The following is a 23108-nucleotide window of genomic DNA, read 5'->3' as shown; positions in this document are numbered from 1 at the left end:
AGTTTTTTCGCGGTATGACTCTCAGAAGTGGAAATTCACTGTAAGTCAGGACCGTCGCTATAGCTAAGCTGGAAAGGACAGGAGACGATCCAGTCCGGATATCGGTTGTGCTCCCGCCAGAATCGCGCGCGCTTCTTCTTCGTCGCGTTTCATCTGAACGATCAGCGGATCGAGACCGTCAAATTTGATTTCACCGCGCAGATAGCCAAAGAAAGACACCTCAGCGACTTCACCATAAAGGTCGCCGGAAAAATCAAAAACAAAGGTTTCGAGCAAGGGCTTGCCATCACTGTCGACGGTCGGGCGACGGCCAAAACTTGCAACACCGTCATGCAAACTGCCATCTGCCCTGCGGAACCGCACAGCATAAATGCCGTGTTTCATGCTGACATGATCATCGATTGTCATGTTGGCGGTTGGAAAGCCAAGCGTGCGACCAAGCTTCTTACCGTGAATAACTTCACCGCTGACTCGGTAGCGATAGCCAAGAAGACCCGCAGCTTCTGCAACCTCGCCATCGCACAAAAGCGCGCGAATACGCGTCGAGGAAACGACATTACCGCCCTCGTCGCTGAATGCATCTACCAGAGAAACACTAAAGCCCGATGAGGTTCCGGCTTCCACGAGGAATTCCGGTGTGCCACGGCGTCCCTTGCCAAAATGGAAATCATACCCCGTGACAACCCGGTTGGCATGCAGCCGCCCGACAAGGATATTGCGCACGAAATCTTCTGCGGACTGTGCTGAAAAATCGGCGGTAAACGGCTGCTCAACAACCGCATCAAACCCCATGAGCCGGAGTATCTCGGCCTTTTCAACTGCATCTGTGAGGCGTTCAATGGGCTCGTTCGGCTTGAAAAAACTGCGTGGATGCGGCTCGAAAGTCAACACAACTGCAGGCAATCCATCCCTGTGCGCGAGTTCCAGCGCACGCTCCAGCACGGCCTGATGGCCACGATGAACACCGTCAAAATTGCCGATCGCCACCACGCAATCACGTAGGTTAAGCGGTAGTGCATCGGTTCCTGAAAGACGCTGGAAGACAGGTTTTGTCATGATCGAAGCAGTTTCTCGAAAATATCAGACGAGGGCATAAAGCGAAGCGATTGGAGAATGGCCGTGCTTTTGTAGAAAAGCATTCATTTTATCAAAATCAACATTCCCGTCGGCAGCGTAATCGGCGGCATGGACGCCGCCCGAAATATAGAGCACATCCAGACCATAATCCGCCGCGCCCTTCACATCAGTCAATACACCGTCGCCGATGCCGAGAATGCGTTTTCTATCAACGGCATGCCCACGGACTTCCTCGACCGCCTTCGAAGCGGCTTCATAGATCGGGCGATGTGGCTTGCCTGCAATCAGAGTACGACCGCCAAGCTGACCGTAATCACGCGCCAGCGCACCAGCACACCAGATCAGACGTGGGCCGCGTTCAACCATGATATCCGGATTGGCACAGATGAATGGGAGATTGCGCGAGCGCAAGCGCTGCAACAGCTCAGTATAATTTTCCGGCGTCTCGGTTTCATCGTCATAAAGACCAGTACAGACAACACCCGAAGCTTCGAACTCTTCAACGAGCTCGACATCCAGACCTTCATAAATCGCCAACTCGCGTTCGCTGCCGATATGGAAGACCTTGCGCGGTCCTTCGATAATAAGGTCACGGGTCACGTCGCCTGACGTCACGACACGATCATAAGCATCTTCCGGCACGCCAAGCAGAGTCATTTGTGCGATCACGCTCGCATATGGACGCGGCGCATTGGTCACGAGGACAACCGTCAATCCCTTGGCGCGTGCCCGCTTCAAAGCGGCAACGGCTGGCGCAAACGCAACCTCACCATTGTGAAGAACACCCCAGACATCACAGAAGATCGCATCATATCCATCCGTCAGATCGTCCAGGCGTTCAGGCATCTTCATGGTTTTCCTCAGTATGCTGGTCCAGTCCATGACCGGTAAAATCGGGAGCCCGACCGTGCTATTCTCAAGCAAACGGTCGACTTTGGTGTAGATGCATCTTAGGCATCCTGCGGTTTCCTCTACAAGAATGAGCCTGATCTGTCACCACGCTTGAGCTCGTCTGCGTCCAAATGAACGCCCGGATGAACGCATTGTGTTTAAACGATAAGTCTTTCTCCCGATCAGACGCCGTTAACCAAGCCTGCCATTTCCTGAACATAACCAGCCACAGGCGCTTATTTTCCTGCCCTCCTTGCCCCGCGCCTGTATAGTCCCCACATTCCGGGGAACAGCACGCCCATGCCCTGGGCAGCTGTATATGCAGAATTTATTTTCCGCTCTGTCAAAAAACGGCAACGATCCTTGACAAAGAATAGCCCTGCTTCTATCTCAGAGGCACGTTAGCACTCAGACATCTAGAGTGCTAACAGCGCGGGCCGGCCGGCTCGCTTAAACAGGGTTCAACGTCTACAACACCAAGGGTTATACCATGGCTGAGATTAAGTTCCGTCCGCTTCACGACCGCGTAGTCGTTCGTCGCGTAGAATCGGAAGCAAAGACTGCTGGCGGCATCATCATCCCTGAAACCGCCAAGGAAAAGCCACAGGAAGGCGAAATCGTCGCTGTAGGCGCAGGCGCCCGTGACGAAGCTGGTAAGCTGATCGCTCTGGAAGTTAAGGCTGGCGACAAGGTTCTGTTCGGCAAGTGGTCGGGCACCGAAGTCAAGATCGGTGGCGAAGACCTGCTGATCATGAAGGAATCCGACATCTTGGGTATCGTCGGCTAATACCTTCGCCTGACCGGCGGTCTAGCCGGTAAAAATTCATTCATCACCATAATCTGACCGGGAAATTCCCAGGAGAGTAAAATGGCTGCTAAAGACGTAAAATTCGGCCGCACTGCGCGCGAAAAGATGCTGCGCGGCGTCGATATCCTCGCTGATGCTGTTAAGGTAACGCTCGGCCCAAAGGGTCGTAACGTTGTTATCGACAAGTCCTTCGGCGCTCCACGCATCACCAAGGACGGTGTATCGGTTGCCAAGGAAATCGAACTGGAAGACAAGTTCGAAAACATGGGCGCACAGATGCTGCGCGAAGTGGCTTCGAAGACCAACGACACTGCCGGTGACGGCACCACCACTGCGACCGTTCTCGGTCAGGCTATCGTTCAGGAAGGCGCCAAGGCTGTTGCCGCTGGCATGAACCCAATGGACCTGAAGCGCGGCATCGATCTCGCAGTTGGCGAAGTTGTTGCTGAACTTCTCAAGAAGGCCAAGAAGATCAACACTTCGGAAGAAGTTGCTCAGGTCGGTACCATCTCCGCTAACGGCGAAGCCGAAATCGGCAAGATGATCGCTGAAGCGATGCAGAAGGTTGGCAACGAAGGCGTCATCACGGTTGAAGAAGCCAAGACCGCTGAAACCGAACTCGAAGTCGTTGAAGGCATGCAGTTCGACCGCGGCTACCTGTCGCCATACTTCGTCACCAACCCAGACAAGATGGTTGCTGATCTCGAAGACGCATACATCCTTCTGCACGAAAAGAAGCTTTCGAACCTGCAGGCCCTTCTGCCTGTTCTCGAAGCCGTCGTTCAGACTTCCAAGCCGCTCATCATCGTTGCTGAAGACGTCGAAGGCGAAGCTCTTGCTACCCTCGTAGTCAACAAGCTGCGTGGCGGCCTGAAGATTGCTGCCGTTAAGGCTCCTGGCTTCGGCGATCGCCGTAAGGCAATGCTCGAAGACATCGCGATCCTCACCGGCGGTCAGGTTATCTCCGAAGACCTCGGCATCAAGCTCGAAAGCGTTACGCTCGACATGCTCGGCCGCGCCAAGAAGGTATCGATCACCAAGGAAACCACCACCATCGTTGATGGCGCTGGCAAGAAGGCTGAGATCGACGCACGCGTTGGCCAGATCAAGCAGCAGATCGAAGAAACCTCTTCCGACTACGACCGTGAAAAGCTGCAGGAACGTCTTGCTAAACTTGCTGGCGGCGTTGCAGTTATCCGCGTCGGCGGTGCAACGGAAATCGAAGTTAAGGAAAAGAAGGATCGCGTTGACGATGCTCTGAACGCAACCCGCGCTGCGGTTGAAGAAGGCATCGTTGCTGGCGGTGGTACCGCTCTGCTCCGCGCTTCGGCAAAGGTTTCCGTCAAGGGTATCAATGCTGACCAGGAAGCTGGTATTGCCATCGTTCGTCGCGCACTGCAGGCTCCTGCCCGTCAGATCACGACCAACGCCGGTGAAGAAGCATCCGTAATCGTTGGCAAGATCCTTGAAAACGCTTCGGAAACCTTCGGCTACAACACTGCAAACGGCGAATACGGCGATCTGATCGCACTCGGTATCGTCGATCCGGTCAAGGTTGTCCGCACTGCTCTGCAGAACGCAGCTTCGGTTGCTGGCCTGCTGATCACCACGGAAGCCATGATTGCTGAACTTCCTAAGAAGGACGCAGCTCCTGCTGGCATGCCTGGCGGTATGGGCGGCATGGGCGGCATGGATTTCTAAGAAATCCATAAAGCACAAACCTGCGCTGAAATCTGGCGGAGGTGGCAGCTCAAAAATAGAAAACCTCCGGTCGAGACCGGAGGTTTTTTTATGCTCGATTTAAGCGATGGTTAGAATTTTCCGGGTGGGTTTGATCAGGACCCACGGTCTGAAATTCGAAGAAAGGCACCGCTTATACGCCTTTCTTACATCATGTAACTCTTTGTGATTTATGGAAAATTTACCTAGCGCAAGCTTTATTATGTTGCCCGTATGTATTTTAGCATTTTCTGATTTACTTTCGGCAACTTTCGTGATCAATCGCTAGCTATACGAGATGGACTTCCTGTTTGCCCCCGCACTTTGGAAGTCCTGTCTCAGGCAACAGGAAAGGCAGGCGCAAGCCTGCCTTTCCACTTTTAAGCGCCCAATCATTTAGCTTGCTTATTCCGCCGCATCTGCGTGCACATGGTCATCGCCAGATAGACGGGCATCATAGCGCGCCCGCGCCATCATTACCTGTGCCTCATTGGCAATTGCCCATTCCCCCAAACCACGAACAGGTTTGAGAAGATCGCGACCCAATTCCGTCAGTTCGTATTCGACCTTTGGCGGGATGGTTGGAAACACAGTCCGGGATACGAATCCATCACGCTCAAGATTACGCACCGTAGTTGTCAGCATTTTCTGTGAAATGCCCTCGACCGTACGGCGGATTTCATTAAACCGCATCGGACCATTGCCGAGATAACTCACCACCAAAACCGTCCATTTATCGCCGACACGGGAGAGAATATCCGTCACGGCTCTACAAGCGCTGGTTTCCTTGAAGTCACCGGGTTTCATAAAAGTGCCTCCTTGCGCGATATAATCAGTCACTAGTATAGCGTTAGTCTCTATTGGTTACCACTCAAAAAGGAAATATCCATGAGCAAGCTTAAAGTGGCCGTGATTGTCGGCAGCACCCGCGAACAGCGTTTTTCGCCGGTGTCGGCAGAATGGATTGCAAAGGTCGCTGCTGAACGTTCTGAATTCGATGTCGAAATTCTGGATCTCGCCGATTATCCGATGGGCTTTTTATGGCGACACGACAACCACGACCGCACAGGCCGAGACCGCCGATAAGTGGAAAACCAAGCTTCGCGAATTTGACGCCTACATCCTCACCGCGGCTGAATACAACCATGCGCCGACTGCTGTTTTGAAGAATGCTATTGACTATGGTGACTGGATCCAGAAGCCAATGGGTTTTGTCGGACACGGCGGCGTCGGCGGTGCACGAGCAGTCGAACAATTACGCATGATTGCCGTCGAAATGTCCTCCATGTCGGTTAAAACCGGCGTGCACATCCTGTTTCCGGACTATCTGGCAGTCGTCAAAAAAAAGAAAACACGCTGGATGATTTCCCGCATCTGGCTGAAGCTGCAAAGAACATGCTTGATCAGCTTGCATGGTGGGGCCATGCTTTGAAGGCAGCTCGCCTCGGCTAGTTTACTTGCGACAAGCCGGACAATGGCTCACGGGTCGCATAACCCGGCTTGTCGCAACGCTTTTTCGCCCTATGATTATCAGAACGACAACTGGGATGGATAATCATATGCGTAAAGAATTACCGATAGCGACCGCGCCAAAAGACGGGCGGAAAGTCACTGTGGTCTGGATCGATGATGACGATCAGCGCAATGAGTCGGTTGGCCAGTATCGTTCGCTCGACAAGCTCAAAGCTGGCGGTGGTGACTGGGACGAAACAGACACGGGCTGGTGGATTTTCACCGATAGCAAAACCCAGCAGAAGGTTGAACCGACCGCATGGATTTCCGAAACCGACGACGGCGATGACGACAACGAGGATAACTAAATCCCGGACATGCGCTGCGGTCGATAAAATTTGACTTTTATATTCATATTTTATCAAATGGTTGAGAGCTAAGGCTTTGCAATGCAAGCATTCCATAGCCAATAATCCACCAATGCTGTTATTCTCGATTCTACAGGCGGGCATTTCACCCGCTTGAAACAAGCCGGAGACTGAAAATGACTGCCACGCGTACCGAAACAGATACTTTCGGACCGATCGATGTTGCCGCCGACCGTTATTGGGGCGCGCAAACTCAACGTTCTTTGCAAAACTTCAAGATTGGCGGCGAGCGTATGCCCCTGCCCTTGGTTCATGCGTTGGGCGTCGTCAAGCGTGCGGCAGCCGAAACCAATATTGCGTTGGGCAAGCTTGACCCGGTTCTGGGGCAGGTCATCGCCGTTGCGGCATCGGAAGTGATTGAAGGCAAACTCGACGATCATTTTCCGCTTGTCGTCTGGCAGACCGGTTCCGGTACGCAGTCGAACATGAATGCCAACGAGGTCATTTCGAACCGCGCGATTGAGCTTCTCGGCGGTGAACTTGGCTCCAAAAAGCCGGTTCATCCAAACGATCACGTCAACATGAGCCAGTCGTCAAACGACAGCTTTCCAACCGCGATTCACATCGCGACTGCCGTTGAAGCCGTAAACCGGCTTTACCCGGCACTTGAGTATCTCACCAAAGCACTCAAGACCAAGGAAGAGGCGTTCAAGGACATCATCAAGATCGGACGCACGCACACGCAGGATGCAACGCCGGTCACACTTGGACAGGAATTCTCCGGCTATCGCGCAGCACTCGAATATGCGCGCCATCGCATCGAACAGTCCCTCGCTGACGTCTTTCTGCTCGCACAGGGCGGCACCGCCGTTGGTACGGGCCTGAATGCGCCTAAAGGCTTCGACACCGGCTTTGCCGATGCAGTGAGCGAAATTACCGGATTGAGCTTCAAGACGGCACCGAACAAATTTGAGGCACTTGCAAGCCACGGTGCTCTTGCAAACTTCCACGGCAGCCTCAATGCGCTGGCCGCTGACCTCTTCAAGATAGCCAACGATATCCGCTTCCTGGGTTCCGGCCCACGCTCCGGCCTTGGCGAACTATCGCTGCCGGAAAACGAGCCGGGCTCCTCGATCATGCCCGGCAAGGTCAACCCGACACAGGCCGAAGCTTTGACGATGGTCGCAACACAAGTCTTCGGCAATCAGACGACCGTTACGGTTGCTGCAAGTCAGGGCCACTTCGAGCTTAATGTTTTCAAGCCAGTCATTGCTTATAATGTGCTGCAATCGATCCGTATTCTGAGCGACGCCATGGTTTCCTTCGCAGATCATTGCGTTGAAGGTATTGAAGCGAATGAAGATCGCATCAAGGATCTTCTTGAACGTTCGCTGATGCTTGTGACCGCTCTGGCTCCAGCTATCGGTTATGACAATGCGGCCAAGATCGCCAAGACTGCACACAAGAACGGAACAACCTTGCGGGAAGAAGCGTTGAAGAGCGGGCACGTCTCCGAAGAAGACTATGACCGTTTGGTGCGCGCTGAAAAAATGATCGCACCGGAATGATTGTGCACAAGCGGTGAACAAACTGTCGAGGAATATCTATCTTTCCTTGACAGTGTGGAGTAGGTATTTGATTGCTCAGTTTAATTGGAGATACCCCTGATGTCCTCTATCACTCCTCAGAGCAACGGCCTGGCCACGCTCGTCGCACGCGTCTTTCTTTCGATCCTGTTCATTCTCGCTGGCTTCAGCAAGCTGACCGCAATTTCCGGCACCGCTGGTTACTTTGCAGGCCTCGGCCTTCCGGTTCCAACTGTAACTGCCGTTCTGGTTGGTTTGGTTGAATTCCTCGGTGGTCTCGCCATTCTGGTTGGCTTCCAGACCCGTATTGCTGCTGCAATCGTGGCTCTGTTCACCATCGGCGCAACGCTCGTAGCGCACATGAACTTCGCTGAAGGCATGAACGCAATGATGGCGCAGAAGAACCTCGCCATTGCTGGTGGTCTGATCCTTCTTGCACTTCAGGGTGCGGGTTCGATTTCGATCGATGCCAAGCGCGGCTGATCAAGCTGCAATACATATTTTGAAAAAGCCGCGCCGCAACAGCGCGGCTTTTTTAGTATCCGCTTTATCAAGACACAGAACTGTTACTTAGAACGCGCAATGATTGCATCCTTCGTTCTTGTAAGATAATGCAACCGCCTATTTTCATTTTGGAAAGACATTTCGTCCTCCCAGACGTGTCTCATAACTTAGCTTGTAGAGAAAAAATGGCCGTTTCACCCGCAACGAACAGTCAGCTTCGTGCTGACGCCCATTCGGGCAAAAATTACAGCTTTGCGCTTGCCAGCCTCACCATGCTCTTCTTCATGTGGGGCTTCATCACATGTCTCAACGACATCCTGATCCCGCATCTCAAAGGCGTGTTTCAGCTCAACTACTTCCAGTCGATGCTGATCCAGTTCTGCTTCTTCGGCGCTTACTTCATCGTCTCGCTGCCAGCCGGTGCACTAGTCAAACGCATCTCCTATAAATGGGGCATTGTAACCGGTCTGGTGATAGCTGCTATCGGCTGCGCCCTGTTCATTCCGGCTGCATCTTATCGCGTCTACGCACTGTTTCTCGGAGCGCTTTTTGTTCTGGCCTCAGGCGTCACGATCCTGCAGGTCGCGGCAAATCCTTATGTCACAGTTTTGGGTGCACCTGAAACCGCAGCGAGCCGTTTGACGCTTACTCAGGCTTTCAACTCGCTCGGCACAACCGTCGCGCCATCCTTTGGTGCCCTCCTGATCCTGTCCGCAGCAACCAGCGATGCTGCAAGCTCTGCGCAGGCAGACGCTGTTCAGTTCCCTTATCTGCTGTTGGCCCTCGCCTTCGCAGTTCTCGCAATCGTTTTCGCAATCCTGAAACTGCCTGACGTTCAGGAAGAAGAAACCGCAGTCATTACCAAGGAAGATGGTTCAGCCTGGCAGTATCGCCATCTGGTCTTAGGTTCTGTTGGCCTGTTCGTATATGTCGGTGCTGAGGTCAGCGTTGGCAGTTTCCTAGTCAACTTCCTCAACGATCCGAATGTTGCGGGCCTGGCCGAATCCGAAGCTGCGCACTACGTTTCCTATTTCTGGGGCGGTGCCATGCTTGGCCGTTTCGTCGGCGCCGTTGCAATGCGTTATATCGATGATGGCAAGGCGCTGGCGTTTAATGCCGCTATGGCAATCGTCCTGCTGCTCATTACGGTCGCTACCACAGGCCATGTTGCCATGTGGTCGGTACTTGCTATCGGCCTGTTCAACTCAATCATGTTCCCGACGATCTTCAGCCTCGCGCTGCATGGTCTTGGCAAACACACCAGCCAGGGTTCCGGCATTCTGTGTCTGGCCATTGTTGGCGGCGCAATTATCCCGCTCATTCAGGGCGCATTAGCCGATACTGTGGGCATTCATCTGGCATTCCTGATGCCAATCGTCTGCTACATTTATATCGCTTATTATGGCCTCATTGGCAGCAAACCAGCGAACTAGAGCATTTCCAGCAAAAATGCGAAGCGGTTTTGCGTCGGATAATGCGAAAAAACAAAGAGATAGAGCATTTCCAATGATTCAAGAAAAACAGGAAATGCTCTAAAGACAAAAAAGCCGGTCTGAATTTCAGACCGGCTTTTTTAGTTCAATCTGGCACTTATCAGCCTGCAAGACCTTTACGAATACGTGCAACGACTTCCGCAACACGCGCACTTGTCTCACCGCGACGGGCAGATACAAGACAAGCCTGCGAGCGTAGGATGATACCGTCTTCCAATACCTTCAGATGATTAGCCGTCAGGGTCGAACCGGTTGACGTGATATCGACGATCATATCAGCCGAGCCTGCTGCTGGCGCACCTTCGGTTGCTCCAAGGCTTTCGACAATGCGATAGACTTGGATGCCGTGCTTCTGTGAAAAGAACTGCTGCGTCAGGCGCCAGTATTTGGTGGCGATGCGCAAACGGCGACCATGACGCTGGCGGAAATCGGCAGCAACATCGTCAAGATCAGCCATTGTGGTCACATCGCGCCAGACTTCCGGCACTGCAACGACAACATCGGCATGGCCAAAGCCTAGCTCCGCTTCAATCGCCACACGCTCGTCGGCATGAGCCAGTGTCTCACGCACGAGGTCTTCGCCGGTCACGCCCAGATCGACGCTGCCGTAACCCAGCTCGCGTGCGATTTCAGATGCCGAGAGAAACAGAATATCGATGTCATTCTCGCCCTCGACCCGCGCGCGATAATTGCGTGAATCGTCAGGCAGAATAACCTTGTATCCAGCCGTCTCCAGAACCGCGAGCGTCTGCTCCTTCAACCGTCCCTTGGAAGGGAGTGCCAATGTCACAGTCATGATTGTTCTCCGCTCAGCGCCTGAAGCCGGTCGAGCCAGATGGAAAAGCCGACGCCCGGAATGTTTTCGGATGCGCCAAGCATGGTCAGCAGACGGTCGTAACGACCGCCACCTGCCAGCACCATATCCTTGTCGCTGCCCGCCTGACGGATTTCATAGACAAGGCCTGTGTAATAATCGAGCGGACGACCGAAAGACGCGTCATAGACAATGTCTTCCACCGAAATGCCAGCTGCAATAATCGCATCGGTACGTGCTTCGAATTTTTGCAGAACGGCGCTCAAATCAAGCGCATTGTCGGCAGCGAAAGCGCGCAGCGTGATGCTTGCAGCTTCCAACGAAACACGCGTTGCAAGGAAACGCTTCAACACTTCAAGGGCCGAGGATGGAAACCGCGTTGCGGCCAAATCTTCCTTCTCGATCAGGCGGCGAGCAATCTCGGCAGGCGTACGGCCCGCTCCCGGTGAAATACCGGCTTCCAGCATTTCGGTTTCAAGCATGCGTGCGAGCCCGGCCTCATCACCTTCGGCGACAAGTCCGGCGAGCTGTTCAGGCAGTGGATCGTTGCGCTGTTCACCCGTCAGCTCTGCAAAGGCTGCTTCCATCGTGTGTTCATCACCGAAAGCGCGCAGCAGTTTCTTGCGCCAGCCCTGTGGCAAACCAAGCGCCTTAAGCATTCCTGCAAAAACGGCCTGATCTCCGAGAACGATTTCAAGCTGTACGTCCGCGACCGCAGACTTCACACAGGCAAGCGCATCACCAATCGAACGCGCATCCGATGCCGCTTCATCGGCAGCACCGAGATCTTCGATTCCTGCCTGTAAGAACTCCGCAGCGCCATCACGGCGCTGACGGAAAACCTCGCCAAGATAGGCATAACGCTTGGGCGTTGCGGCATTGAGCGCGATGTGATTGCGGCAGACCGGAATGGTGAACTCCGGGCGCAGGCAAAGGCTGTCGCCATTCTCGTTTTCGGTCAGGAAAATACGGCGGCGCAAATCCTCGCCCGCCATATCCAGAAACGGATCAGCTGGCTGGATCAGCGGAATATCAACAAGTTCCGCTTCGCTGGCATCAAGCTGACCACGAAGCGTCGCGAAGATCGGTGATGTGCGTGATCCAGTCATCGTCCCGTCACTTTGCCTGCTGTGCGCGATCGCGAGCCTGCGCTTCTAAGATTTCGCGAACTGCTTCAACGATACCTTCTTCCTTGACCGTAACCTGTGCCGGGCGGCTTTCGCGCCAGGTCACATTGTCCTCGATCTCGGCAGAGATACGCTTGCCTTCGATCAGATCCTTGATCTGAACTTCGCCCGCGTCACGCTCCTGCGAACCCTGAATGATCACGCATGGCGCATCGCGACGATCCGCATATTTCATCTGCGCTTTCATGCCGGAACCACCGACATACATTTCAGCGCGAATGCCAGACTGACGCAAATCGGAAACCATCTTCTGATAGCGGCCAAGGCTTGCAGCGTCCTTGTCCATGACCAGAACGACAACCGGGCCAACCACGTCGGAAACATCAAGTTTGCCGAGGTTCTTCAAAGCGGTCATCAGGCGCGAAACGCCAATCGAGAAACCAGTTGCTGGCACAGGTTCGCCACGGAAACGCGAAACCAGACCGTCATAACGACCACCGCCACCAACCGAACCGAACACAACCTTCTGGCCGTCTTCGTTGGTCACATCAAACAGAAGCTCTGCTTCAAAAACAGGGCCGGTGTAGTATTCAAGACCGCGAACCACGGACGGATCGATCTTCACGCGACCTTCGTAACCACCAGCATCAAAAAGTGCTTCCATATCGGCAAGCTCTTTAACGCCTTCTTCGCCCTTCGCGTTACCAGCTACAACGGCCTGCAAATTGGCAATGGTTTCGGCACCATTGGCACCGCCCGCAGAGGTGAAAGCCAGAACTTTTTCCACGGCTGCATCGTCAAGCAATGCGCCCTTGGTGAAATCGCCACTTTCATCGAGGCGACCCTTGCCGAGCAGAAGACGCACGCCTTCGGCACCAAACTTGTCGAGCTTATCGATGGCGCGCAGAACATTGAGGCGTTTGCCTGCATTCTCATCGCCTGCAAGGCCAATCGCTTCGAGAACGCCGTCGAGAACTTTCCGATTGTTGACGCGGATCACGTAATCGCCGCGCTGAATGCCAAGACGCTCAACTGTATCAGCCATCATCATGCACATTTCGGCATCAGCCGAAACATTCGGCGCGCCGACCGTGTCGGCATCGAACTGCATGAACTGGCGGAAACGGCCCGGACCTGGCTTCTCGTTACGGAAAACCCAACCATTGCGATAGCTGCGATAAGGCTTTGGCAGGCTTTCGTAATTCTCAGCCACAAAGCGTGCGAGTGGTGCGGTCAGATCATAGCGCAGCGACAACCACTGCTCGTCATCGTCCTGAAACGAGAACACACCTTCATTCGGGCGGTCCTGATCAGGCAGGAACTTTCCAAGCGCGTCGGTATATTCGATGAGCGGCGTTTCCACCGGCTCAAATCCATAAAGGTCGTAGACCTCACGGATGGTCGCTGTCATCTTTTCTGTGGCGCGCAGATCATCCGGCACCCGATCGACAAACCCGCGTGGCAACCGCGCTTTCATCTTGTCCGCTTTATCGGCCATTTTTTCCGCCTGATCGTTGATTTTGTTCATGTTGCGCCGGACAAACCCGGCAAATCCGTTGCCGGTTTCCTAACGCATCAAGACGAGTGCGGCAAGGGTAGTCTACACAATCAGCGTGTAGCGATGGCAACCGCCGCACCAGCCATCATTCCGGCACTGGTGCGATTGGCAATACGCATTGCGCGTGGACTGCGAAGCAGGCGCCGTGCCTGTGTTGCAAGCACCACCCAGGCGCTGTCGACAAGCGCGAGCACGACAAACATAACAAGCAGCAATTCCATCCAGCCAACAACTGAAACATGGGTGATGTCGATGATGGTTGGTAGGATCGCGACGTAGAATACCATGATCTTGGGATTACCGAGCGTAACCGCCAATGCGCTGAAGAAAAGCTTCTTTGCCTCTCCATGGCGCGGGATAGCATCCTCATCCACGCTCTCAGCAACGGGAGCAAACCACATTTTCCACGAAAGATAGATCAGATAAGCGACGCCAAGATATTTCAACACAAGGAAAACGGCATGGAAGCTGTTGGCGAGTGCAGACAGGCCCCAAACCGCAAGCGACAGCCAGATCGCGTCACCCAGCCAAAGCCCGAACATGAAAGGAAACACACCTTTATGACCACGGCTAAGGACACGGGCGACCAGCGCACCGATATTCGGCCCTGGCGTCCCTGCGGCCACAACCAGAATGCCGGCAAAAGTCACGAGCGATGTCAGATCCATAGTCCACTCCTGAAATAAAGCCTCGCGGGTGTCCCAGAAAACAAAATCCGGCGCAATCGCAACTACTTCGGTCGGGACAATGCTTGCCGCAGCTTCTCGATATTCGGGCGGCAATGGCAGCCCTCAATGTGATCATTGACCAGCCCCATGGCCTGCATGAAGGCGTAAACGGTGGTTGGCCCCACGAAAGACCAGCCGCGCTTTTTGAGATCTTTTGAAATCCGGGTTGAGGTAGCCGTTGTGGGATTGGCAGACAAGGTCGGATAATCCACCACTTGCGGGCGATCCTCTGCACCCGGCTCAAAGGACCAGAAATAAGCAGCGAGCGAACCTTTTTCTTTGACCAGCTCGATTGCGCGCTTGGCGTTGTTGATTGTGGACACGATCTTTCCGCGATGACGCACGATGCCCTTGTCAGCCAGTAGCCGCTCGATATCCGTATCATCGTATAGAGCTACGCGGTGGAAATCGAACCCGTCAAAAGCTGCACGAAAATTCTCACGTTTGCGCAGGATCGTCAGCCACGACAGGCCGGACTGGAAACCTTCAAGGCAGATTTTCTCGAACAGACGCTGATCACTCGTTACCGGAACGCCCCACTCATTATCGTGATAGGCGATGTAATCAGGCAATTCACCGGGCCAGAAACAGCGCATTTTGCCGTCCGCATTGACGATCAAACCGGTCTTTTCCTGCACCGTGTCGCTCATTTCTGTCCTCCGAAGTTTCATTCATTTTTAATCATGTCGCGCAACTTGCCGCTAACCACAACTATAATTTGAAGCAAGTCAAAGCCCGACACGCGGCAAAATTTACCTTTATGATTCCATTGCCCGGCACAATGGACCCATGAATTTCGGGGCCGTTCTCCTGACAGGTGATGTCAGGAGTGCGACGGGTAACCGCGTCAGCGTAAATGCAGGACGCAAAATAGTCGGATTTGGCTTATGAAACCACGTCATCTGCTTTTGATCGGATCACTTGCGGCAATCGCCGTCTCCATTGTGACCACCAGCATGGCTTTTGCCAATGATCGTTACGCGACCCAACCACCGGTTCGCGTTGACAATGAAACATCGCAGCGCTGGATCGCGCAGCTCGGTGGACCCGCAGTCCGTGTCCTGCCGCAGCTCGATGCAGCACAGCCGCAAAAGCGCACAATCGTCCGTCAGAAGCAGCCACAAAAGCCGCGCTATCAGAATGTAAGTCAGCAGCGCCCGGCAGCTAACCCGGCCAAGGTTGTGCGTAAGAAGCAGCAGCTTGATCCAGTTTTCCTGCCTCAGACAGTTTCTTATTCGGGTGGCGAAAAGCCCGGCACATTGGTGATTGATACCAGCAAGCGCTTTCTCTATCTCGTTGAAGGGAATGGCCAGGCGCGCCGTTACGGCATCGGCGTTGGCAAGGAAGGGTTTGGCTGGAAAGGCACGCAGCGCATAAGCCGCAAAGCCGAATGGCCAACCTGGACACCACCAAAGGAAATGATCGCCCGCGAGCGAAAGAAGGGGCGCATTCTGCCTGCTCAGATGAAAGGCGGCATCAACAATCCGCTCGGCGCACGCGCACTTTATCTCGGTTCGACGCTTTACCGTATCCATGGCACCAATCAGCCGTGGACCATTGGCAAAGCCATGTCTTCTGGTTGTTTCCGCATGCGTAACGAAGATGTGACCGATCTTTACGGACGTGTCCCTGTTGGTACACAGGTGGTGGTCCGCTAAGCCTTTTCTTTACAAACAAAGCTATCAGGCCGCTGTTATCACCATAACGGCGGCCTTTTTTGTCATCAAATTGAAACCTTTGGCTTTTTCTCGGAGAAAGCGCGCTGATCGCTGACAAACATGTCGGAAATGCCTTTCACTTTTTGTGCGAACACCCATATGCTGGAGATGATACATCAAACAGTATGCACGTAAGAGGGAAGGACAGATTATGACCGTACCGGCGGTAAAACTGAACGACGGCAATCACATTCCACAGCTCGGTTACGGTGTCTGGCAGGTTGGCAACGATGAAGCCATTGCGGCTGTCAGCGAAGCCTTGAAAGTCGGCTATCGCCACATCGACACCGCTGCCATCTATGGCAACGAAGAAGGCACCGGCAAAGCGATCAACGATTCAGGCATTGCCCGCAGCGACATTTATTTGACGACCAAACTCTGGAACAGCGATCAGGGCTATGAATCGACCCTCAAGGCGTTCGACACCAGCCTGAAGAAGCTTGGAACTGACTATGTGGATCTTTATCTGATCCATTGGCCTATCCCTTCCAAAGACCTGTTCATGGAAACATGGCGCGCCTTCATCAAGCTGAAGGAAGAAGGTCGTGCCAAATCCATTGGTGTGTCGAACTTCCGCACTGCCGATCTCGAGCGCATTCTGAAGGAAAGCGACGTTACGCCAGTTCTGAACCAGATTGAGCTGCATCCGCAGTTCCAGCAGGACGAGCTGCGTCTGTTTCACAGCAAACACGATATCGCGACGGAAGCCTGGAGCCCGCTTGGTCAGGGCACCATTCTGGAAAATCCAACGGTGAAATCAATCGCCGATAAGCACGGCAAATCTGTCGCTCAGATCATCCTGCGCTGGCACATCGAGACCGGCAATATCGTCATCCCGAAATCGGTTACACCTGCACGGATCAAAGAAAATTTCGATATTTTCGATTTCCGCCTCAACGGCACCGATCATGATGCAATTACCAAGCTCGACAAGGCTGATGGTCGTATCGGACCAAACCCGAACACGTTTTCCGCAGGATAATGTGTAAGGACAAATAGCGAGACGCGGCTCCAACGATTAAGTCTTAGTTGGAGCCGCTCTTGTCAGGCCTCTTTTTATCGCAAAAGCTTTAAGCTTCCGGTCAGTGAGCGCACCCACTTGGCCGGGCCAGCAATGCCCACTCCATCGATCGTTTCCGATGAAAGCTCCTTATCCGGGAATGTCTTTTCATATTCGGCATAGACATGCAGTGCGCGGGCAAAGGCTGGGAATGCCACAACAGCCTGTCGTTCTTCAAAGCTTGCGGCCTTCAAAACAATGGCCCGAATAGTCTCCGCATCAGCCTGCAGGATAGGTACTGGGCGATCAGAACTGATATCGATTGCAGTGCCTGATTTATCGGTCAGTTGTCGCGCTGCAATGAATGGCAGCTTCGCACCCAGACCGATGGAAATCGCCCCGACCGTATTGGCAAGCAATCCCAAGGGCATCTCCGGATTGACGATAATGGCGAGGCGTAAATCTTCTTGCATGGTAGCTCCGGCGGAATTGATATTTCGATCAGAATTACACTGGACAAGAAGGTAGTTCTTATCTTTATTGCCCATTGTGGTTTGAAATTTGGTAGTATCTACCTCAATTTAGGGAATTTCAGGTAGATTCAAATGAGCCAACTCGAACCATCCGACATCAAGATTCTCGACGCATTGCAGGACGATGGACGTCTGACTAATCAGGCGCTGGCTGGAAAGGTCAATATGTCCACATCACCAAGCTGGCGCAAAGTGCGCAAGCTTGAAGAAGACGGAGTCATACAAGGCTATCGCGCCACACTGGACCGGAAAGCCATTGGCCTTGGTGTTTTGGCTTTTGTTCGAATCAAGATCGACAGCCACAGTGAAGCGGAGGCTGAGCAATTTGCTGCCGAGCTGATGGGCCTTGATGAAGTCATAACCTGTTACAGCATCGCGGGCGATGCAGACTTCCTGCTGCAAGTCGTATCGCGTGACCTCGACACCTATGCAGATTTCGCTATGTCGACCTTACGTCGCCTGCCTCGCATCAAGGAAATGCAAACCACCTTCGTTCTGAAAGAGACGAAAGGGTTCAAAGGTTTCCCTTTGCACTATGCCCGATCAATGAAGACTGGCGCTTGAAAGGGCTGCAGGTTTTGGCCCGCCATATGCCCAATCGAGCAATTCAATTGTATGCACGATGGGCAACTGGCTGCCGGTTGCGATTTGCGTCATACAGCCAATGTTACCGGTAGCGATCAAATCCGCCCCAGTGGCCTCAATGTTCCTGACCTTGCGGTCACGAAGCTTGGTTGCGATTTCAGGCTGCATGATATTGTAGGTACCAGCCGAGCCACAGCAAAGATGACCTTCCAGGGGTTCCCGCACGGTAAAGCCTGCCTTAGCGAGCAAATCCTTCGGCTGACGAACAACCTTCTGACCATGCTGCATGGAGCAAGCCGAGTGATAAGCAACAGTCAGGCCTGCAGGCTGCGGCGGCTCGGGCAGTTCGATTGAGGTCAGATATTCGGTCACGTCCTTGGCCAGCGCGGAGACCTTAGCTGCTTTGTCCTTATATGCAGGATCGAGCCGCAGCATATAGCCGTAGTCTTTGATCGTCGTACCGCAGCCCGACGTCGTCACAATAATGGCATCCAGGCCACCGGCTTCGATTTCACGGGTCCAGACATCGACATTGTGCCGCGCTTGCTCAAGCGCCTGCTCCTCACGGCCCATATGGTGCACCAGCGAACCACAGCAGCCTTCGCCCTTGGGTGTTATCACCTCGATACCGATCCGGTTAAGCAAGCGCAGCGTGGCTGCATTGATGCCGGGATTGAGTACCGGCTGCGCGCAGCCGTTGAGGATTGCAACCCGTCCGCGCTTATCGCCTTTGGCCGGGCTGATAGCATCGACGGGTTGATGAGCGGGCAAATGTTGCGGTGCAAGATCGAGCATGGCGGCTACGGGCCTCAATGTATCGCTCTTGCGAAACAGAGAAGCAAACGGACGGCCAAGTTTTGCCAGTTGCAGCGCCAGCCGGAACCGACCCGGATATGGCAGAACCTGTGCCAGAACCCCGCGCAGAAAGCGGTTCATAAATGGGCGCTTATAGGTCTTCTCGATATGCGACCGCGCGTGATCGATCAGATGCATATAATTGACACCGGACGGACAGGTCGTCATGCATGACAGGCACGAGAGACAGCGGTCAACATGCCGCACAACCTCTTCGTCAGCCGGACGATTATTCTCCAGCATATCCTTGATGAGATAGATGCGTCCGCGCGGACTATCCAGCTCATTGCCAAGCGTCACGTAAGTCGGACATGTTGCCGTACAGAAGCCGCAATGCACGCATTTGCGGAGAATTTTTTCGGCCTCATTAACACCGGGATCAAGCAGTTGTTCAGGACTGAATTGGGTTTGCATGGCGTCACACTCCTGCTTGCTCAGGATAAATACGGCCCGGATTGAGAATATTCTCCGGATCAAATTGCAGCTTCAGACGTCGCGACAAAGCGGCCAGAGCTGCCGATTGCGGTTCAAACACATCCGTGTTTGCGCGCACATGCTCCGAAGCCCGCACCAGCGTGGCATGGCCACCGCCATATTTGGCAATAAGAGCGCGCAGCACGTGAGCCTCTGGCTCAGCTTCCATGCGCAGCCAGATCAATCCGCCCTGCCAATCATAATAAGCATCGGCACCAGCATGGCGCCGGAGCTCATCCACCATTTTCCAGCCCTGCATAGGAGCCATGGAAACACGCCAGACCGCACGCTGATCGCCCTTTTTCACAAAAGGCAGCACATCGCGCACCTCACGCCAAAGCTGACGCGACTGTGTTTCATCAAGAAGATCAATCACCCCAGCAGAGCCCAGCAACGCCTGCAATTGTGCGCTGCGATGGCGAACCGAAGGCGCAAAGCCCTCTATCCGCAGAATGGTCGCGGCTTCTCCGCCCAGTTTACCATCCAGAAAGCGCCATGCCACGCTTGGCGGCAGATGGGCACTTGAAGCAACCTCTTCACGCGACCCCATAGCCATGGCCATGATCCGGCTTGCAGCCTCGTCATCAAGCCCGCGCACAGCAAGCGTTGCCACTGTTTCAGGCGAAGGTAAAACCTTGAAGGTCACTTCGGTGGCGACACCCAGCGTCCCCCATGAATTGGCCATGCCTTTTGAAAGATCGTAGCCGGTAACGTTTTTGACCACACGTCCGCCGGATTTGAACAGCTCACCGCGCCCCGAAACCACACGCACACCCAATATATGGTCGCGCGCGGCACCCGCCTTGAGGCGACGCGGACCTGACAGATTGGCCGCAAGCGCGCCCGCAATCGTGCCGCTTCCCGCCTCACCGGAAAGAAGTGGACCGTAATCCATCGGCTCAAAATGAAAGCACTGCTTATTGTCGGCCAGCAGTTTCTCGATTTCGGAAAGAGGCGTTCCAGCCTTTGCAGAAAGCACCAGCTCATCGGGCTCGTAAAGAGTTACGCCGGACAGGTTCGACACATCAAGCACAGCGCCTGTTGCCATCGGTCGTCCGATACCGCGTTTGCTGCCCCGACCGATGATTTCAAGCGGCGTTGAATTGGCCAAGGCCCATTGCACCGCCTCCAGAACACCCGCCTCATCCTGCGGCTTTATTATGTTTGTGTCAGTCATCATCAAAACCGCTTATTAAAATCGGGGAATGTCCGGAAAAGCCAATTCGCCACGATGCACATGCATGCGGCCAAGTTCGGCGCAGCGACGCAATTGTGGGAATACCTTGCCCGGATTGAGCAGATGCTTGGCATCAAAAGCACATTTGACCCGCATCTGCTGATCGAGATCGATCTCGTTGAACATGACCGGCATAAGATCGCGCTTCTCGATGCCAACGCCGTGCTCGCCGGTCAACACACCGCCAACCTTGACGCAAAGCCGCAAAATATCGGCACCAAAATCTTCGGCCGCTTCCAGTTCACCCGGAATATTCGCATCGTAAAGGATGAGCGGATGGAGATTACCATCACCTGCGTGAAAAACATTGGCGACACGAAGTCCGTATTTTTCGGAAAGATCGCGCATGCCGGAAAGCACACGCGGCAATTCCTTGCGCGGTATCGTGCCATCCATGCAAAGATAGTCGGGCGAGATGCGGCCTACCGCCGGGAAGGCGGCTTTTCTCCCTGCCCAGAAAGCAAGGCGCTGCTCTTCCGATTGCGAAAGTGTGCAAGTGGTTGAACCATTTTTAAGCGCAATTGCTTCCACCTGACCAATCAGATGATCGACTTCTACCGGAGGACCATCGAGCTCGACAATTAGCAGTGCCTCGACATCCAGCGGATAACCGACACGGACAAAATCTTCCGCTGCCTGAATGGCCGGACGATCCATCATTTCCATACCGCCGGGAATAATCCCGCAACCGATGATGTCGGCCACACACTGACCTGCCTGCTCGCTTGATGGAAACCCAACCATCACCGCACGTGCTGTTTCCGGCTTCTGCAGAATGCGCACGGTGATTTCCGTAACCACCCCCAAAAGACCTTCAGAGCCTGTCATGAGACCCAGCAGGTCATAGCCTTCGCTATCAAGATGCTTGCCGCCAAGGCGCAGCACTTCGCCCGTAATCAGCACCATTTCGATGCCAAGCACATTATTGGCCGTGAGGCCATACTTCAGGCAATGCACGCCGCCCGCATTTTCCGCGACGTTGCCACCGATGGAGCATGCGATCTGCGAAGACGGATCAGGCGCATAATAGAAGCCTTCGTGCTCAACAGCCTTTGTAATGCCAAGATTGGTTACGCCCGGCTGCACAACTGCAACGCGGTTTGGATAATCGATTTCGAGAATACGATTGAAGCGGGACATGCCCAGCAACACAGCGTCGACCAATGGCATGGAGCCGCCGGAAAGCGACGTGCCCGCACCGCGCGGCACGACGCGAATTTCATTCTCATGGCAATAGCGCAATATCTGTGAAACTTGTTCGACCGTTTCTGGCAGAACCACAACAAGTGGCAGCGCGCGATGCGCGGTCAGTCCGTCGGTTTCGAACACCCGCATGGCATTGGTCGTATCGACAACACCCTCACCCGGTACAATTGCCCTAAGGTCAGCAACGATCGTCTCGCGCCGCTCGAGGACCGAAGCATTTGGCTCCGGCATAATCAGTCCGCTCATGTGATCCTCCGCCTCCCCAGAGTACATTCGGCATAGCTTGGATCAAGTGGTAATATTATTTTACCAATTGGCCTATAGCGAAACAGTTATGACGCTGCGGCATAATCGCCTTGCGATCCATCGCCTGCCTCGGCTACATCAACCATGTGCATATATCTGCCAGGGAGGATTTAAAACTATCATGATGAGCAGTCTGGCCGATATGGAGATTTTCGCACGTGTTGTCACAACAGGTAGCATGTCAGCGGCAGCACGTGATCTTGGATTGTCACCGGCAGTCGTTTCCAAAAGACTGGGAAGACTTGAAGAACGTCTCGGCACGCGTCTCCTGCAGCGAACCACGCGTCAGATAGCCCTGACTGAAGCAGGCCAAGGCTATCATGAGCGTGTATTGGCAATTCTGAGCAATATTGAAGAGGCCGAAGCCTTCGTCGCCCGCAGATCGGCAAATGCACGCGGCACACTGAAAATATCAGCCCCCACGACCTTCGGCCGTATGCATATCGCGCCTTATCTGGTGCCTTTCATGCGCACCAATTCAGACCTCACCGTCAATATGCAGCTCTCCGACGAGATGGTGGATATTGTCGGCGATGGCTATGATCTTGCGATCCGCATCGGTGAATTGTCAGATTCTACGCTTGTCGCGCGACGTCTGGCACCAGTGCGCCGCGTTCTGGTTGCCTCACCGCATTATATCGCTGAGCGGGGCACGCCGGAAACCATCGAGGATCTGCAGGCGCATATTTGTCTTGCTCCGCACAATAATGATCCGTGGCGGCTGGAAGGACCGAAAGGGCCGATCACCATTCGCCCACAAGGACCACTGCAGACCAATTCGAGCGAGATGGTACGCGAGGCGGTTCTGGCCGGGCTTGGCATCGCGCAGCGCTCGACATGGGATGTCGGACCGGAACTGGCCGCGGGTAAGCTCGTGCAAGTGCTGCCTGATTATTCTGCTTCCCGCAATGTCGCAATCCACGCCGTCTATCCGTCAAAGCAATTCCTGCCCGCTAAAGTGCGGTTGTTCATAGACTATCTGGCTGATCTTTACGGACCGGTTCCTTATTGGGAAAGCGGCAGTTCTCCACAAGACATGCCCTCAAAATAGACGAAGCCGATGTGATTG

General features: G+C 54.0%; 22 protein-coding genes and 1 pseudogene. 11 read left to right on the top strand and 12 right to left on the bottom strand.

What is annotated here, in order from left to right:
- Window positions 1-63: 63 nt before the first annotated feature.
- Window positions 64-1056: a bifunctional riboflavin kinase/FAD synthetase gene (locus C9380_RS19555; protein WP_024897739.1), complete on the bottom strand. Its 993-nt coding sequence runs from the start codon at window positions 1054-1056 to the stop codon at window positions 64-66.
- A 24-nt stretch (window positions 1057-1080) separates the two neighbouring features.
- On the bottom strand, window positions 1081-1929 hold the full coding sequence (locus tag C9380_RS19550) for a TIGR01459 family HAD-type hydrolase (protein WP_100557734.1): 849 nt from the start codon (window positions 1927-1929) through the stop codon (window positions 1081-1083).
- Window positions 1930-2458: 529 nt separating this feature from the next.
- Here C9380_RS19550 and groES point away from each other — a divergent pair.
- Window positions 2459-2755, top strand: coding sequence for a co-chaperone GroES (groES, locus tag C9380_RS19545; protein ID WP_024897737.1), 297 nt, complete (start codon window positions 2459-2461; stop codon window positions 2753-2755).
- A gap of 81 nt (window positions 2756-2836) precedes the next feature.
- Window positions 2837-4477 carry a chaperonin GroEL gene (gene groL / locus C9380_RS19540; protein ID WP_024897736.1) on the top strand — a complete coding sequence of 547 codons (1641 nt, stop codon included), beginning with the start codon at window positions 2837-2839 and terminating at the stop codon, window positions 4475-4477.
- A gap of 423 nt (window positions 4478-4900) precedes the next feature.
- Here the strand turns inward: groL and C9380_RS19535 are convergent, their stop codons facing one another.
- Window positions 4901-5302, bottom strand: a complete 402-nt coding sequence (locus C9380_RS19535; RefSeq protein ID WP_024897735.1) for a winged helix-turn-helix transcriptional regulator — start codon at window positions 5300-5302, stop codon at window positions 4901-4903.
- 81 nt (window positions 5303-5383) lie between these two features.
- Here C9380_RS19535 and C9380_RS19530 point away from each other — a divergent pair.
- The 5 genes and pseudogenes from C9380_RS19530 to C9380_RS19510 all read left to right on the top strand — a co-directional run bounded on the left by C9380_RS19530 (window position 5384) and on the right by C9380_RS19510 (window position 9838).
- Window positions 5384-5927, top strand: a pseudogene (locus tag C9380_RS19530) (NADPH-dependent FMN reductase).
- Between the two features lie 127 nt (window positions 5928-6054).
- On the top strand, window positions 6055-6315 hold the full coding sequence (locus tag C9380_RS19525) for a hypothetical protein (protein WP_024897733.1): 261 nt from the start codon (window positions 6055-6057) through the stop codon (window positions 6313-6315).
- 176 nt (window positions 6316-6491) lie between these two features.
- Window positions 6492-7883, top strand: a complete 1392-nt coding sequence (gene fumC / locus C9380_RS19520; RefSeq protein WP_024897732.1) for a class II fumarate hydratase — start codon at window positions 6492-6494, stop codon at window positions 7881-7883.
- A 99-nt stretch (window positions 7884-7982) separates the two neighbouring features.
- Window positions 7983-8384 carry a DoxX family protein gene (locus tag C9380_RS19515; protein WP_024897731.1) on the top strand — a complete coding sequence of 134 codons (402 nt, stop codon included), beginning with the start codon at window positions 7983-7985 and terminating at the stop codon, window positions 8382-8384.
- A 206-nt stretch (window positions 8385-8590) separates the two neighbouring features.
- Window positions 8591-9838: a sugar MFS transporter gene (locus tag C9380_RS19510; RefSeq protein ID WP_128094353.1), complete on the top strand. Its 1248-nt coding sequence runs from the start codon at window positions 8591-8593 to the stop codon at window positions 9836-9838.
- A gap of 160 nt (window positions 9839-9998) precedes the next feature.
- Here C9380_RS19510 and hisG read toward each other — a convergent pair whose 3' ends face one another.
- The 5 genes from hisG to C9380_RS19485 form a co-directional block, all read right to left on the bottom strand.
- Entirely contained in the window at window positions 9999-10694 is a 696-nt protein-coding gene (gene hisG / locus C9380_RS19505; RefSeq protein WP_024897729.1) for an ATP phosphoribosyltransferase, read from the bottom strand.
- Window positions 10691-11821: an ATP phosphoribosyltransferase regulatory subunit gene (locus tag C9380_RS19500; protein ID WP_111786554.1), complete on the bottom strand. Its 1131-nt coding sequence runs from the start codon at window positions 11819-11821 to the stop codon at window positions 10691-10693. The genes hisG and C9380_RS19500 overlap by 4 nt, the downstream gene beginning before the upstream one ends.
- Before the next feature lie 7 nt (window positions 11822-11828).
- Window positions 11829-13337, bottom strand: a complete 1509-nt coding sequence (hisS, locus tag C9380_RS19495; RefSeq protein ID WP_128094352.1) for a histidine--tRNA ligase — start codon at window positions 13335-13337, stop codon at window positions 11829-11831.
- A gap of 110 nt (window positions 13338-13447) precedes the next feature.
- Window positions 13448-14065, bottom strand: coding sequence for a LysE family translocator (locus C9380_RS19490; RefSeq protein WP_128094351.1), 618 nt, complete (start codon window positions 14063-14065; stop codon window positions 13448-13450).
- 62 nt (window positions 14066-14127) lie between these two features.
- Window positions 14128-14775 carry a DNA-3-methyladenine glycosylase I gene (locus C9380_RS19485; RefSeq protein ID WP_128094350.1) on the bottom strand — a complete coding sequence of 216 codons (648 nt, stop codon included), beginning with the start codon at window positions 14773-14775 and terminating at the stop codon, window positions 14128-14130.
- Between the two features lie 237 nt (window positions 14776-15012).
- Between C9380_RS19485 and C9380_RS19480 the strand changes: the two genes are divergently transcribed.
- Both C9380_RS19480 and C9380_RS19475 read left to right on the top strand, forming a co-directional pair.
- The gene (locus tag C9380_RS19480) at window positions 15013-15783 is read left to right on the top strand and encodes a L,D-transpeptidase (protein ID WP_100557728.1); all 771 of its coding nucleotides are present in this window, start codon (window positions 15013-15015) and stop codon (window positions 15781-15783) included.
- Between the two features lie 211 nt (window positions 15784-15994).
- A complete protein-coding gene (locus C9380_RS19475; RefSeq protein ID WP_128094349.1) occupies window positions 15995-16825 on the top strand; it encodes an aldo/keto reductase in 831 nt (276 codons plus the stop codon).
- A gap of 74 nt (window positions 16826-16899) precedes the next feature.
- On the opposite strand, the gene C9380_RS19470 is transcribed toward C9380_RS19475, so the two are convergent.
- Complete coding sequence (locus C9380_RS19470; RefSeq protein ID WP_105707916.1) at window positions 16900-17316, bottom strand: DUF2000 domain-containing protein; 417 nt, start codon at window positions 17314-17316, stop codon at window positions 16900-16902.
- Window positions 17317-17448: 132 nt separating this feature from the next.
- On the opposite strand from C9380_RS19470, the gene C9380_RS19465 reads away from it, so the two are divergent.
- A complete protein-coding gene (locus tag C9380_RS19465) occupies window positions 17449-17940 on the top strand; it encodes an Lrp/AsnC family transcriptional regulator (protein ID WP_128094348.1) in 492 nt (163 codons plus the stop codon).
- Here C9380_RS19465 and glcF read toward each other — a convergent pair.
- From glcF to C9380_RS19450, 3 genes are read right to left on the bottom strand one after another with little or no spacing between them, the layout of a single operon-like run.
- Window positions 17920-19230, bottom strand: a complete 1311-nt coding sequence (glcF, locus tag C9380_RS19460; protein WP_105707906.1) for a glycolate oxidase subunit GlcF — start codon at window positions 19228-19230, stop codon at window positions 17920-17922. The genes C9380_RS19465 and glcF overlap by 21 nt on opposite strands.
- 4 nt (window positions 19231-19234) lie before the next feature.
- Complete coding sequence (gene glcE / locus C9380_RS19455; RefSeq protein WP_105707918.1) at window positions 19235-20467, bottom strand: glycolate oxidase subunit GlcE; 1233 nt, start codon at window positions 20465-20467, stop codon at window positions 19235-19237.
- 15 nt (window positions 20468-20482) lie between these two features.
- On the bottom strand, window positions 20483-21979 hold the full coding sequence (locus C9380_RS19450; RefSeq protein ID WP_105707908.1) for an FAD-linked oxidase C-terminal domain-containing protein: 1497 nt from the start codon (window positions 21977-21979) through the stop codon (window positions 20483-20485).
- Between the two features lie 181 nt (window positions 21980-22160).
- Here C9380_RS19450 and C9380_RS19445 point away from each other — a divergent pair, with 181 nt between their 5' ends.
- Window positions 22161-23090 (top strand): LysR family transcriptional regulator, encoded by a 930-nt coding sequence (locus C9380_RS19445; protein WP_105534937.1) that lies wholly within the window; start codon window positions 22161-22163, stop codon window positions 23088-23090.
- Window positions 23091-23108: the final 18 nt, after the last annotated feature.

The sequence above is a fragment of the Brucella pituitosa genome (genome assembly GCF_003049685.1).
Classification (GTDB): domain Bacteria; phylum Pseudomonadota; class Alphaproteobacteria; order Rhizobiales; family Rhizobiaceae; genus Brucella; species Brucella pituitosa.
This window is presented reverse-complemented; position numbering and strand designations above follow the sequence as displayed.

What these genes read in the sequence shown, in the direction of transcription:
- C9380_RS19555 (WP_024897739.1), bottom strand. Translation starts at nt 1,056, where the DNA reads ATGACAAAACCTGTCTTCCAGCGTCTTTCAGGAACCGATGCACTACCG.
- C9380_RS19550 (WP_100557734.1), bottom strand. Translation starts at nt 1,929, where the DNA reads ATGAAGATGCCTGAACGCCTGGACGATCTGACGGATGGATATGATGCG.
- groES (WP_024897737.1), top strand. Translation starts at nt 2,459, where the DNA reads ATGGCTGAGATTAAGTTCCGTCCGCTTCACGACCGCGTAGTCGTTCGT.
- groL (WP_024897736.1), top strand. Translation starts at nt 2,837, where the DNA reads ATGGCTGCTAAAGACGTAAAATTCGGCCGCACTGCGCGCGAAAAGATG.
- C9380_RS19535 (WP_024897735.1), bottom strand. Translation starts at nt 5,302, where the DNA reads ATGAAACCCGGTGACTTCAAGGAAACCAGCGCTTGTAGAGCCGTGACG.
- C9380_RS19525 (WP_024897733.1), top strand. Translation starts at nt 6,055, where the DNA reads ATGCGTAAAGAATTACCGATAGCGACCGCGCCAAAAGACGGGCGGAAA.
- fumC (WP_024897732.1), top strand. Translation starts at nt 6,492, where the DNA reads ATGACTGCCACGCGTACCGAAACAGATACTTTCGGACCGATCGATGTT.
- C9380_RS19515 (WP_024897731.1), top strand. Translation starts at nt 7,983, where the DNA reads ATGTCCTCTATCACTCCTCAGAGCAACGGCCTGGCCACGCTCGTCGCA.
- C9380_RS19510 (WP_128094353.1), top strand. Translation starts at nt 8,591, where the DNA reads ATGGCCGTTTCACCCGCAACGAACAGTCAGCTTCGTGCTGACGCCCAT.
- hisG (WP_024897729.1), bottom strand. Translation starts at nt 10,694, where the DNA reads ATGACTGTGACATTGGCACTCCCTTCCAAGGGACGGTTGAAGGAGCAG.
- C9380_RS19500 (WP_111786554.1), bottom strand. Translation starts at nt 11,821, where the DNA reads ATGACTGGATCACGCACATCACCGATCTTCGCGACGCTTCGTGGTCAG.
- hisS (WP_128094352.1), bottom strand. Translation starts at nt 13,337, where the DNA reads ATGGCCGATAAAGCGGACAAGATGAAAGCGCGGTTGCCACGCGGGTTT.
- C9380_RS19490 (WP_128094351.1), bottom strand. Translation starts at nt 14,065, where the DNA reads ATGGATCTGACATCGCTCGTGACTTTTGCCGGCATTCTGGTTGTGGCC.
- C9380_RS19485 (WP_128094350.1), bottom strand. Translation starts at nt 14,775, where the DNA reads ATGAGCGACACGGTGCAGGAAAAGACCGGTTTGATCGTCAATGCGGAC.
- C9380_RS19480 (WP_100557728.1), top strand. Translation starts at nt 15,013, where the DNA reads ATGAAACCACGTCATCTGCTTTTGATCGGATCACTTGCGGCAATCGCC.
- C9380_RS19475 (WP_128094349.1), top strand. Translation starts at nt 15,995, where the DNA reads ATGACCGTACCGGCGGTAAAACTGAACGACGGCAATCACATTCCACAG.
- C9380_RS19470 (WP_105707916.1), bottom strand. Translation starts at nt 17,316, where the DNA reads ATGCAAGAAGATTTACGCCTCGCCATTATCGTCAATCCGGAGATGCCC.
- C9380_RS19465 (WP_128094348.1), top strand. Translation starts at nt 17,449, where the DNA reads ATGAGCCAACTCGAACCATCCGACATCAAGATTCTCGACGCATTGCAG.
- glcF (WP_105707906.1), bottom strand. Translation starts at nt 19,230, where the DNA reads ATGCAAACCCAATTCAGTCCTGAACAACTGCTTGATCCCGGTGTTAAT.
- glcE (WP_105707918.1), bottom strand. Translation starts at nt 20,467, where the DNA reads ATGACTGACACAAACATAATAAAGCCGCAGGATGAGGCGGGTGTTCTG.
- C9380_RS19450 (WP_105707908.1), bottom strand. Translation starts at nt 21,979, where the DNA reads ATGAGCGGACTGATTATGCCGGAGCCAAATGCTTCGGTCCTCGAGCGG.
- C9380_RS19445 (WP_105534937.1), top strand. Translation starts at nt 22,161, where the DNA reads ATGATGAGCAGTCTGGCCGATATGGAGATTTTCGCACGTGTTGTCACA.